Source organism: Rariglobus hedericola (assembly GCF_007559335.1).
GTDB classification, from domain to species: domain Bacteria; phylum Verrucomicrobiota; class Verrucomicrobiia; order Opitutales; family Opitutaceae; genus Rariglobus; species Rariglobus hedericola.
The window spans coordinates 25463-37093 of the sequence record NZ_VMBG01000003.1 but is presented as its reverse complement, the minus strand read 5'-3'; the positions used below and the strand labels follow the sequence as shown (position 1 = coordinate 37093).

The following is an 11631-nucleotide window of genomic DNA, read 5'->3' as shown; positions in this document are numbered from 1 at the left end:
CGCAGGCTGCCGCTCTTTTCGACGCGGCCTGCGGATGACTCCCGCCTGCACCTATCGCCCGATCATGGATGATTCCGCCACGCCCATACTAGAAGTCGCCAACGTCACCAAGCGCTTCGGAAAATTCACCGCCGTCAATGACGTCAGTTTCAAGATTGCCGACGGCGAGTTCTTCACGCTCGTCGGCCCCAGCGGCAGCGGAAAGACCACGCTTCTCCGCATGTTGGTGGGTATGGAAAAACCCACTACGGGCGAACTTCGTCTACGGGGGAAAATCGTCAATGACCTCGCGCCCAACAAGCGCCCGACCTGCATGGTCTTCCAGTCGCTCGCCCTTTTCCCTCACATGACCGTGGGCAAAAACGTCGAGTTTCCGCTCGCGATCCGCGGTGAGCGTGAGAGCGAGCGCCGCACGCGAGCCTGGGAGTTGCTCAAGCTCCTCCACCTCGATCCCAACCGCTACTACGACAAAAACGTCACCCAGTGCTCCGGTGGCGAACGCCAGCGCGTCGCCCTTGCCCGCGCGCTGGCCTACGACCCCGACATCCTTTTCTTCGACGAACCGCTTTCTGCCTTGGACGCCCGCCTGCGCAAAACACTTCAGAAGGAACTCAAGGACATCCAGCGCAGCACCAAAAAGACCTTCTGCTACGTCACCCATTCGCTCGAAGAGGCGATGGTCATGAGCGACCGCGTCGCTATTCTCCGCGCCGGCATGATCGAGCAGATCGGCCAACCCGACGAAATCTACGCTTCTCCCAAAAACGCCTTCGTCGCCGAGTTCATGGGCGAAGTGAACCTCCTGGATATCACCGCCTCCGGCGGCACCACCGCCGAATGGGATACCGGTCGCAAGCCGCTCGTGCTCAACCTGCCTGCACCGCTCGACGCCGGCACGAAGCGCAAGCTGCTCATCCGTCCTGAATCGCTCCGTTTCATCGACCCCGGCGAGACCGCTGGCAACACCGTGCCCGTGCGCATCCTCAACCAGTTCTCCCTTGGCTCGCGTGTCCAATATCACGTCGAAGTGGTCCCTGGTTGCACGCTCACCGTCGAGCGTCTCCGCGAAGAGCGCGCCTCTGGCACCGACACCATCCTCGGCTGGGACCTTGCTGACAGTCAGATCCTCGAATCATGAGCGACGCGTCTCCAGTCACTCCGCAAAAGCCACGGCTGCTTGAGCGCCTGCCCGGTCTCATCGGCGCGCTCTCCGCCTCGCCGTTTGCGTTGCTCATGTTGTTCGGTTTCGTCGCGCCTCTCCTCTGCGTCGTGTGGTTCGGATTCATGCCGCCGAAAACCTTCAGTCTTCTGCAGGCACCGACCCTCGAAAACTACCAGACGATTTTCAACCAGACGTATTTCAAATCCGCCCTCTGGTCGCTCGGCCTCGCCTCCGTTACCGTCGTCATCCTGCTCGTCATCTGTTTCCCTCTGGCCTTTGCCATGGCCAAGATCTTCAGGGGTGCCGCGAGTTTCATCACCTACGCCATCGCGACCTCGCTTTTCGTTTCCGAAAATATCCGCCTTTTCGGCTGGGTCATCGGCTTCATGAAAAACGGTGTGGTTGGCGGCACGCTTTCCAAGGTCTTAGGGCTCCAGATCGACTCCCTGCTCTATAACATCCCGGTGATCATTCTCGGCATGGTTTACGTTTATCTGCCGTTCATGCTCTTTCCGCTCGTGCTCGGTGTGAAGATGGTGCCCGACCAAGTCCGTGAAGCCGCCTTCGATCTCGGCGCGAGCCGCTGGCAGGTCTTCAAAAAAATTGACCTCCCGCTCGCCATGCCCGGCGTGATGATTGGCTCGCTGCTCGTGTTCGTGCTTTCGGTCGGCGCGATTTCCGAGGCAAAAATCCTCGGCGGACAAAAGGTTGTCACCATCGCCTCCGACATCGAGTCCGAGTTCACCTACGCGCAAAACTGGCCGCTCGGATCCGCGCTTTCGACGATGTTCATCGCGCTGACCACCGTGGTCGTCTTCTTCGCGCTCAGCCGCTTCGACCTCGAAAAACTCCTCGGCAAAAAACCGTCCGAATGACCCGTCACACACCATGATTGTCACTCGCACCCAGAAAACCGGTTTCAGTTTTTACGCGGGCCTCGTGCTGCTCGTGTTCTACTTCCCCGTCTTCTGCATCATCGTCGCCTCGCTCTCCAAGAAGCGCTTCTTCTCCTTTCCTTACACGTCGGACGACATGACGTTTAAATGGTATAACGATGCGATCAACTCTCCGCAGGTTCATGATTTCGTCGGCGTGAGTTTGCGCATCGCCGGCATCACCGCCGTCGCCTCGGTTGCCATCGGCTTTTTCTCCGCGCTCGCCTACGCCCGCTACCGCTGGCGCGGACGCCAGACGTTCCAGCGCCTCGTGCTTCTGCCGCTCTTCTTTCCCCAGTCGGTGCTCGGACTCGCCCTGCTCATGTGGTTTAGCTTCCTCGACGTCACCACCGCCTGGTGGACCGCCGCCATCGCGCACACCGTGTGGATCGCGCCCATTACCACGCTGATCATCTCGATCCAAGCCTACGGACTCGACGAATCGCTCGAAGAAGCCGCCCGCGACATGGGCGCGACCCGCTGGCAGATTATGCGCAAGATCACCATCCCGCTTCTGCTCCCCGGCATGATCAGCGCCACGTGTTTTGCCGTGCTGCTCTCGTGGGGTAATTTCGCCCTCTCGCTCTACACAACCGGTGCCGACAGCGCGCTGCCCGAGTGGCTCTACGCCCGTATGACCAGCGGTTATCAACCGATGGTTCCCGCAGTCGGCGTCATCAACGTCGGCGTCGCCATCATCCTCGTGATCGCCCTCTTCGCCATTGTCCGCTGGAGCACCCGCAAGTCCCGCCACTCCACCTCGTCGCATTGACCGTCCCGTAGCGGAACGGCCGCGCTGTTTCGTCTAAAAAATCTCCCCATGTCAGCCTCCCTCAAAAACAAATCAGTCATCGTCACCGGTGGCAGCAAAGGCATCGGCAAAGGCATTGCCCGCATCTTCGCGCAACACGGTGCCAAAGTCCTCGTCGTCGCCCGCACCACGTCCGAAGGCGAGGCGACCGTCGCCGAACTCATCGCCGCCGGCGGCACCGTCGCCTTCTGCCAAGCCGATGTCGCGACCCGCGCCGGCGTCGATCACATGGCCGCGACCGCCGTGTCGCTCTACGGCGGCATCGACGTCCTCTGCGCCAACGCCGGGGCCTTCCCCGCGCTCAAGTTCGCCGACATGACTGAAGAGGCGTGGGACGGCATTTTCGCGACCAACGTGAAAAGCATGTTCCTCTCGATCCAAGCGTGCCTCCCGCATCTCAAAAAGAGCACCGCGCCCCGCATCGTCCTCACGTCCTCAATCACCGGCCCGATCACCGGCTTTCCCGGCTGGTCGCACTACGGCGCCACCAAAGCCGCCCAACTTGGTTTCCTCCGCACTGCCGCCATCGAATTCGCCAAGGATAACATCACCATCAACGCCGTCCTTCCCGGCAACATTCTTACCGAAGGCCTGATCGGCATGGGCGCCGACTACATCGCCGCCACCGCCGCCTGCGTCCCGCTCGGCAAACTCGGCACCGTTGAAGACATCGGCCACGCCGCCGCCTTCCTCGCCTCCGCCGAAGCCAACTACATCACCGGCCAAACCATCACCGTGGACGGTGGCCAGATTCTCCCCGAGTCCCCCGCCGCGCTCACCGCCTGAGCAAAATCACCATGAGCTGGCGCACCGCGTATCGATCTTTCTACTACGAAACCATGAACGGGGATGATATCCCCGACATCGTCCTCGACCCGGAGAAAACCGCGCTGCTTGTGATCGACCTTCAAGTCGCCTACCTGCCCGAGGCCACGCCGCCTCACGCCACGCCCGCCGACATCGCCGAGTGGCACCGCTGGGCGCCTTTCCGCGAACGCATGACCGGCACCGTGCTCCCCGCCACGCAACGCCTCCTCGCGCATTTCCGCGGCACCCAACGCGAAGTCCTCTTCGTTCGCATCGCCTGCCTTACCAAGGACGGCCGCGACCGATCCCTCAGTCACGCCCGTCCCGGCTTCAACAACCTCCTCCTCCCGCACATTGGCGCCGATTCCCAAATCCTCCCGCAAGTCGCCCCGCTCGCCGACGAAATCGTCATCACCAAAACCACCGATAGCGCGCTCACCGGCACCAACCTCCGCCTGCTCCTATCCAATCTAGGCATCCGCAATGTCGTCGTCTGCGGCATCTTCACCGACCAGTGCGTCGCCAGCACCGTGCGCTCCCTCGCCGACGAAAGTTTCAACGTGATCGTCGTGGACGACGCCTGCGCCGCCGCGACCGACGAACTCCACCGCGCCGAGCTCACCATCATCAACAACATCTACTGCCAGGTCCTCACCACCGACGAAACGCTTTCAGCCCTCAACCCCGCCTAATTTATGTCAGCCCTCATCGACTCTCTCCTCAATGCAACCAAGGAAGCCGTCCTCGCCGACAGCGCCAAATACTGGAACCCCGACAAGGTCCGCGCCTGGGCCCAACGCGGCACGCCCCTCGTCATCGGCCGTCGCGAAGGCTACCACCTCTACGACATGTCGGGCCACCGCCTGATCGACCTCCACCTCAACGGCGGCACCTACAACCTCGGCCATCGTAACGCCGAGATCATCGCCGAACTCAAAGAGGCCCTCGATCACTTCGACATGGGGAACCACCATTTCCCCGCCATCGGCCGAGCCGCGCTCGCCAAAAAACTCGTCACCACCGCGCCGTCCAACATGCGCTACGCCGTCCTCTCCAGCGGCGGAGGCGAAGCCATCGACATCGGCCTCAAGTGCGCCCGCTACGCAACCAAGCGCCGCAAAATCATCTCCATCGAAAAAGCCTACCACGGCCACACCGGACTCGCCCTCGGCACCGCCGACGGACGCTACGCCGACCAATTCATGAGCGCCGGTCGCCCCGACGAATTCGTCAAGGTTCCCTTCAACGACCTCGCCGCCATGGAGGCCGCGCTCGCCCTCGGCGATGCCGCCTGCGTCATCATGGAAACCATCCCCGCGACCTACGGTTTCCCGCTCCCCGCCGACGGCTACCTCCCCGCCGTCAAAGCCCTCTGCGAAAAATACGGCTCCCTCTACGTCGCCGACGAAGTCCAGACCGGACTCATGCGCTGCGGCTCCGGCAACCTCTGGGGCATCACCGGCTACGGCGTCACGCCCGACATCATTGTCACGAGCAAAGGCCTCAGCGGCGGCCTCTATCCCATCGGCGCCGTCATCACCAACGCCGCCGGCGGCGGCTGGCTCAACGAAGACGGCTGGGGCCATATCTCCACCTTTGGCGGTTCCGAACTCGGCTGCGTCGCCGCCCTAAAGACCCTCGAAATCACCCTCCGCCCCGAGACCATCGCCAACGTGGACGCCATCGCCGCGAAACTCCGTGCCGGCCTCGAGACCATTCAGAAAAAACACGCCTTCTTCACGGGCATCCGCCAGCGCGGTGTGATCTTCGGCCTCGAGTTCAACACGCACCCCGAAGGCGCGAAAATCGTCATGCGCGAACTCTACGCGAAAGGCATCTGGGCGATTTTTTCGCAACTCGACCCGCGCGTCCTCCAATTCAAACCCGGCCTCCTCCTTACGCCCGCCGATTGCGACGAAATCCTGACCCTCACCGAAGCCGGCATCTCCGCCGCCGCATCCAGTTTCTAACTCTGCGACCTCCGTGTCCTCTGCGTTAAAAACTCCGATCACGCCCGCCGCTTTCTCCGCGCTGCCCACGCGCGCCCAGCTCCGACGCGTCGAGCAACTCGCCCGACAGGCGCTCCCGCTCTTCGGACTCCATCCTGCGTCCGCGATCAAGCTTCTCAACTACTCCGAGAACGCCACCTGGCTCATCACGCCGCCGTCCGGTCCGCGGCGCGTCCTCCGCATCAACCGCCCCGGGTATCACCCGCGCAACTACATCGCCACCGAGCTCTCGTGGGTCCGCGCCCTCAAGCGCGATACGTCCATTCTCACCGCCGAGCCGCTGCCTGGACTCGACGGCGAACTCGTCCAACATGTTTGGCACCCCGCCGTTCCTGAGCCTCGTCACTGCGTCCTCATGACATTCGTCGAGGGCACCGAGCCCGACGACACCAACCGCCTCGCTTCCTTCGCCCTCCTCGGCGAAGTCACCGCCCAACTCCACCGCCACGCCGCCGGCTGGAAACCCGATCATCCCATCCTCCGCGAACGCTGGGATTTCGACACCATGGTCGGCCCCTCCGGACACTGGGGCCGCTGGGAAAACGGCCTCGGCATGACGCCCGCCAAAAAGAAACACCTCGCCCGCGTCCTCCCCGTCATCCGCCGCCGCGTCGATAAAATCGGCTACGACCGCGCTCGCTTCGGTCTCATCCACGCCGACCTCCGCGCCGCCAACCTCCTCGTCCACGACGGACAAGTCGCCGTGATCGACTTCGACGACTGCGGACACTCCTGGTTCATCTACGACCTCGCCGCCGCGTTGAGCTTCATCGAAACGCACCCCGACGTCCCCGCCTACATCGATGCGTGGCTGGGCGGCTACACCCGCCAACGCCGCCTCTCGAAACAGGAAATCGCGGAAATCCCCACTTTCATCATGCTCCGCCGCATGCTCCTCGTCGCTTGGATCGGCTCCCACGCCGACACCGCCCAAGCCCAGGCGATGGGCCCTAAATACACGACCGACACCTGCGACCTCGCCGACGCCTACCTTTCCCGCTTTAACTGACGCATGAGTTTCGCGACCACCATCGGCCGCACGCGCCACACCTTCGCCACGCTCGCCGAGTTGCTGGCCAAGGCCACGCCGCACCGTTCCGGCGACGTGCTTGCCGGTGTCGCCGCCGCGTCTGCCGAGGAACGCATCGCCGCCCAGCTCTGCCTCGCCGATGTCCCGCTCGCCCGCTTTCTCGAAGACCTGCTCATTCCCTACGAGGCCGACGAGGTCACCCGCCTCATCATCGACAGCCACGACCGCGCCGCCTTCGCGCCCATCGCCGGCCTGACCGTCGGCCAATTCCGCGACTGGCTCCTCCGCTACGAAACCGATTCGACCGTCCTCACCGCGCTCGCCCCCGGTCTCACGCCTGAAATGGTCGCCGCCGTGTCGAAGCTCATGGGCAACCAGGACCTCATCCTCGTCGCCAAAAAATGCCGCGTCGTCACCGCCTTCCGATCGACCATAGGCCTGCCAGGACGTCTCGCGGTCCGTCTCCAACCCAACCACCCGACCGACGACCCGCAGGGCATCGCCGCCTCGATCCTCGACGGACTCCTCTACGGCTGCGGCGACGCCGTGATCGGCATCAACCCGGCCACCGACAGCGTGCCTGCGATGGAGACGCTTCTCCGTCTCATCGACGAACTCGTCCACCGCTACGAAATCCCCACGCAGTCCTGCATCCTCGCCCACGTGACGACCGCGCTCCAGGCCATGCAACGCGGAGCGCCCGTCGACCTCGTTTTCCAATCCATCACCGGCACCGAGGCGGCCAACAAAAGCTTCGGCATCAACCTCGCGCTACTCGCCGAGGCGCACGCCGCCGCTCTCTCACTCAAACGCGGCACGGTCGGCGACAACTGCATGTATTTCGAAACCGGCCAAGGCTCGTGCCTCTCGGCCGGCGCGCATCACGGACTCGACCAGCAGACCTGCGAAGTTCGCGCTTACGCCGTCGCGCGTCCGTTCAAACCGCTCCTCGTCAACACGGTCGTCGGCTTCATCGGTCCGGAATACCTCTACGACGGAAAACAAATCATCCGCGCCGGCCTCGAAGACCACTGCTGCGGCAAACTCCTCGGCCTACCGATGGGCGTGGATGTGTGTTACACCAACCACGCCGAAGCCGACCAGGACGACATGGACAACCTCCTCACGCTCCTCGGTGTGGCGGGCTGCAACTTCATCATGGGCATCCCCGGCGCCGACGACATCATGCTCGGTTACCAATCTACCTCATTTCACGACAGCCACTATCTCCGCCAAGTTCTCGGCCTAAAACCCGCCCCTGAGTTCGAGCAATGGCTCGAAAAAATGCGCATCGCGAGCGACGGCCGCCGCCTTCTCCCCGTCACCGGCCAGCATGCACTGCTCGCCAGCGCGAAGATCTCAGCGTAACCCCTTTTCTTTGGCGTTGTTGAATCCCTCGCGCCCTTCGTTTCGACAACGCTGGGGCTGCATCTCAGGTCAGCCCTAAAGAGGTGAATCGCGGATTCCGCGTGTGCTGGTCATAGGCCCGCCACGCAGCCGTTCGAATACAGCGCTTCACCCGGTCTTATCGTCTTGATTGCTATGCTTTAAAAGGGTTGCGCCCCGATGGGTGCTTACGGCCTGCTGATACTTTGGCAACTTCGTCGCATAACCCTACACAGTAAACTCCCCATGCATTGGCTCGACTGGCTCATCGTAATCGTTCCTGTGGTTTTGATTCTCTGGCTCGCGGTGTATTCGAAAAAATACGTGCGCGGTGTGGTGGACTTCCTCGCCGCCGGTCGCGTGGCCGGCCGCTACGTGCTCTCGGCGGGTGACATGACTTCCGGCCTCGGCGTCATCGCCTTGGTCGCGCTGGTCGAATCGAAATATCAGGTCGGCTACGCGCTCTCGTTTTGGGAATACCTGACGATCCCCGTGGGCATTGCCATGAGTCTGACCGGTTACTGCGTCTATCGTTTCCGCGCGACGCGCTCCCTTTCGATCGGCCAGTTCCTCGAGATGCGTTACAACCGCAAATTCCGCATCGTGGCGGCCTCGTTGCGCACGCTTTCGGAAATGCTGACCAACGCGATCGGCCCGGCCATCGCGGCCAACTTCTTCATCTATTTCCTCGGCCTGCCGCACAAGATCATGATCTTCGGTCTGGCGCTGCCGATGTTCGCCCTGCTCGTGGGTGCGTCTCTGGTTCTGTGCATGTTGGTCATCTGGCCGGGTGGCCGCATCTCGCTGCTGATCACCGATGCCTTCCAGGGCCTCATCAGCTACCCGATTTTCGTCATCATCGCCGGTTACATCTTCCTTCATTTCGGGTGGCACGACACCATCGCCCCGGTGATGATGGACCGCGTTGACGGTGAGAATTTCATCAACCCCTTCGACATCGAGAAACTGAGGGACTTTAACATCTTCGCCCTCGTCGTGACGATCATGGGCAACATCCTTAACCGGGCCAGTTGGATCGGCAACGACACATCCAACTGCGGTCGCACCCCGCACGAGCAAAAGATGGCCGGCATTCTCGGCACCTGGCGCACCCTTTACTCCAACCTCATGCTGCTGCTGGTCGCGGTCATGATCATCACGCTGATGACGCACCGGAGCTTTTCCAACCAGGCGCACGAAATCCGGCAGCAGCTGACGCAGCAAGTCGCGGCTGAAGCGGTCGTTGATCCCGCGTTGCGCGCCCGGCTCGACGCCAACATCGCGGCGCTCCCGGTGGCCCAGCACCAAATCGGTGTGGATGCGCCGCTTTCACGCCAGGACAATATCGACACGCCTTATCTCCAGACCGCCCGCGAGACGCTGGGCAACACGCCCGAGGGCAACGTCCAGTTCCAGAAATTCCGCACGCTCTACCAGCAGATGATGCTGCCGGTCGCCATCAAGAACCTGCTCCCCGTCGGTCTCATGGGGCTCTTCTGTTTGCTCATGATCATGCTGATGTTGTCCACCGACGACTCCCGCGTGTTCAACGCCTCCTCGACGATCATTCAGGACATCGTGATGCCGCTGCGCAAAAAAGGATTCACTCCGGAGCAGCACCTCCTCGCCCTGCGCCTCTGCTCCACCTCCGTGTGCGTTTTCTTCTTCGTGGTGTCGCTGTTCTTCGTCCAGCTCGACTACATCAACATGTTCACGACGATCATGACCGGCATGTGGCTGGGCGGTGCCGGCCCGATCATGATCTTCGGTCTCTACAGCCGCTTCGGCACGACGACAGGCGCGTTCTGTTCACTGATTTTTGGCTCCGGCCTCTCGATCGGCGGCCTCATCGTTCAGCGCACCTGGGCGTCCAACCTTTACCCTTGGCTCCACGGTCAGGGCTGGGATGTGCCGTTCGGTCGCTTCCTTGAAACGGTTTCCTCTCCGTTTCATCCTTACGTCGTCTGGCAGATGGACGCGGTTAAATTCCCCATCAATTCCTACGAGCTCTACTTCATGTCGATGATCACCGGTATCGTAGCCTACGTCGTCGGATCACTGCTCACCTACAAGACTCCTTACAACCTCGACCGCCTGCTTCATCGCGGCATTTACGATGTCGAAGGTCAGGCCAAACCGGCGTTCAAGTGGACGCCTGGTAACGTGGCCAAGGCCCTTGTCGGCATCACCCCGGAATATACACGCGGCGACAAAATCATCGCCTGGTCAGTGGTCGGCTACGCCATCGTTTACAAGTTCGGCCTCTGCTTCGTCGCCGTGCTAATCTGGAACATGATCTCGCCCTGGCCGACGGAGTGGTGGAGCACCTACTTCTTCATCACGAGCCTGTGTGTCACCGGTGTGGTCGGTATCGTCTCCACCTTCTGGTTCCTGATCGGCGGCATCATCGATATGAAGCGCCTCTTCAAGGATCTGGAGGCCCGCGTGGACAACCCCCTCGACAACGGTCAGGTGGACGGACACGTGTCCGTCGCCGACAAGGCCATCTTCGAGGAACGCACCCACGAGAAACAGGACTGATCGCCCGCGCCGTTCCTGCGCACGCATGGTGTGCGCAGGACTCTGGTCTCAGCTGATGATCAGCAGGCGCGGTGGCTGTCCGGGATGTTGCACCGGTGCGCGATGCACGCACGGCGGCACCGGGCTGCCGGGCCAGTCAGTCGTGATGCGCCACAGGTTACCCAACCCGAAGGTATACGCCTCTGTCCCGGGTTTCGCGACGTAGTGCAGGTCGTAGAAATTCTCATTCAAGAACACTTCGAAGCCTGCGTCATCCGCGCCGCCGTATTCCTTTAAAAGCTTCGCGCGCGTCTCGGGCACATCGGCGCAGCGAACGGCGTCCTCGGGGCGCAGGCCTTCGGACGACGACACCGTGTAGCTGCACAGAAAGGTGTAAGCCTCCACATTCGCACTGTCCGCGTGATACGAATACACATCGGTCGGCACCGGTCCGGCTTCGTCGTCCTTCGGGTAACCGGGAATGCAGTTCAACTCCGGCGCGAGTTCGTGTTCGCGCAACAAGCGCAGATCCTCGATCAGGACCGCGCGCGCGATTTGTCCGTCCGGGCTCAACGTGAGCGCACGCAGATCGTCTTCGTCGATGCTGGTGATCTCCTCGACCGGTCCAAGTTGATCGACGATCTCCTGAAAATTTCCCGCGAGCGTGCGCGGCCAGCAGAGCGCGTTGACGCCTGCGGTGAACGGAGTGGAAACGAGTTCTTCAAAGCTGCCGACCACCTGGATGCAGTGAGTGCCCGGAGGCGGAGTGAACGATCTCGTCATAGTAGGGATGTTTGGTCTTCGAGATGCTCCCCGAGGGCAAGCCGCTACTCGCACCGTCTCTGTTCGCGGGCACAAAAAAAGAGCCGTCGAAAGACGGCTCTTGGAGTGGCGGTGAATCGACAGCTCAGGTCTTCATGATATGACGACCGGCGGGACGCTTGGCAATGGGGCCTTTGCCGCCGGGAGAT

General features: G+C 62.0%; 10 protein-coding genes. 9 read left to right on the top strand and 1 reads right to left on the bottom strand.

What is annotated here, in order from left to right; all coding sequences use genetic code 11:
* Positions 1 to 34 precede the first annotated feature (34 nt).
* From FPL22_RS15855 to FPL22_RS15815, 9 genes are all read left to right on the top strand, one after another.
* On the top strand, positions 35 to 1138 hold the full coding sequence (locus FPL22_RS15855) for an ABC transporter ATP-binding protein (RefSeq protein WP_144354012.1): 1104 nt from the start codon (positions 35 to 37) through the stop codon (positions 1136 to 1138).
* Positions 1135 to 2037: an ABC transporter permease gene (locus FPL22_RS15850; protein WP_238991451.1), complete on the top strand. Its 903-nt coding sequence runs from the start codon at positions 1135 to 1137 to the stop codon at positions 2035 to 2037. Before FPL22_RS15855 ends, FPL22_RS15850 begins: the two co-directional genes overlap by 4 nt.
* A gap of 13 nt (positions 2038 to 2050) precedes the next feature.
* Positions 2051 to 2869 (top strand): ABC transporter permease, encoded by an 819-nt coding sequence (locus tag FPL22_RS15845; RefSeq protein ID WP_144354011.1) that lies wholly within the window; start codon positions 2051 to 2053, stop codon positions 2867 to 2869.
* Positions 2870 to 2917: 48 nt separating this feature from the next.
* The gene (gene fabG, locus FPL22_RS15840) at positions 2918 to 3694 is read left to right on the top strand and encodes a 3-oxoacyl-ACP reductase FabG (RefSeq protein WP_144354010.1); all 777 of its coding nucleotides are present in this window, start codon (positions 2918 to 2920) and stop codon (positions 3692 to 3694) included.
* Positions 3695 to 3705: 11 nt separating this feature from the next.
* Positions 3706 to 4407 (top strand): cysteine hydrolase family protein, encoded by a 702-nt coding sequence (locus tag FPL22_RS15835; RefSeq protein ID WP_144354009.1) that lies wholly within the window; start codon positions 3706 to 3708, stop codon positions 4405 to 4407.
* A 3-nt stretch (positions 4408 to 4410) separates the two neighbouring features.
* Entirely contained in the window at positions 4411 to 5685 is a 1275-nt protein-coding gene (locus FPL22_RS15830) for a class-III pyridoxal-phosphate-dependent aminotransferase (protein ID WP_144354008.1), read from the top strand.
* A 13-nt stretch (positions 5686 to 5698) separates the two neighbouring features.
* Positions 5699 to 6733: a phosphotransferase enzyme family protein gene (locus FPL22_RS15825; RefSeq protein WP_144354007.1), complete on the top strand. Its 1035-nt coding sequence runs from the start codon at positions 5699 to 5701 to the stop codon at positions 6731 to 6733.
* Positions 6734 to 6736: 3 nt separating this feature from the next.
* On the top strand, positions 6737 to 8122 hold the full coding sequence (locus FPL22_RS15820) for an ethanolamine ammonia-lyase subunit EutB (RefSeq protein ID WP_144354006.1): 1386 nt from the start codon (positions 6737 to 6739) through the stop codon (positions 8120 to 8122).
* 264 nt (positions 8123 to 8386) lie between these two features.
* Positions 8387 to 10681: a sodium:solute symporter family transporter gene (locus tag FPL22_RS15815; RefSeq protein WP_144354005.1), complete on the top strand. Its 2295-nt coding sequence runs from the start codon at positions 8387 to 8389 to the stop codon at positions 10679 to 10681.
* A 48-nt stretch (positions 10682 to 10729) separates the two neighbouring features.
* On the opposite strand, the gene FPL22_RS15810 is transcribed toward FPL22_RS15815, so the two are convergent.
* Complete coding sequence (locus tag FPL22_RS15810; RefSeq protein WP_144354004.1) at positions 10730 to 11443, bottom strand: hypothetical protein; 714 nt, start codon at positions 11441 to 11443, stop codon at positions 10730 to 10732.
* Positions 11444 to 11631: the final 188 nt, after the last annotated feature.

What these genes read in the sequence shown, in the direction of transcription:
- FPL22_RS15845 (WP_144354011.1), top strand. Translation starts at nt 2,051, where the DNA reads ATGATTGTCACTCGCACCCAGAAAACCGGTTTCAGTTTTTACGCGGGC.
- fabG (WP_144354010.1), top strand. Translation starts at nt 2,918, where the DNA reads ATGTCAGCCTCCCTCAAAAACAAATCAGTCATCGTCACCGGTGGCAGC.
- FPL22_RS15835 (WP_144354009.1), top strand. Translation starts at nt 3,706, where the DNA reads ATGAGCTGGCGCACCGCGTATCGATCTTTCTACTACGAAACCATGAAC.
- FPL22_RS15810 (WP_144354004.1), bottom strand. Translation starts at nt 11,443, where the DNA reads ATGACGAGATCGTTCACTCCGCCTCCGGGCACTCACTGCATCCAGGTG.
- FPL22_RS15830 (WP_144354008.1), top strand. Translation starts at nt 4,411, where the DNA reads ATGTCAGCCCTCATCGACTCTCTCCTCAATGCAACCAAGGAAGCCGTC.
- FPL22_RS15855 (WP_144354012.1), top strand. Translation starts at nt 35, where the DNA reads ATGACTCCCGCCTGCACCTATCGCCCGATCATGGATGATTCCGCCACG.
- FPL22_RS15850 (WP_238991451.1), top strand. Translation starts at nt 1,135, where the DNA reads ATGAGCGACGCGTCTCCAGTCACTCCGCAAAAGCCACGGCTGCTTGAG.
- FPL22_RS15815 (WP_144354005.1), top strand. Translation starts at nt 8,387, where the DNA reads ATGCATTGGCTCGACTGGCTCATCGTAATCGTTCCTGTGGTTTTGATT.
- FPL22_RS15820 (WP_144354006.1), top strand. Translation starts at nt 6,737, where the DNA reads ATGAGTTTCGCGACCACCATCGGCCGCACGCGCCACACCTTCGCCACG.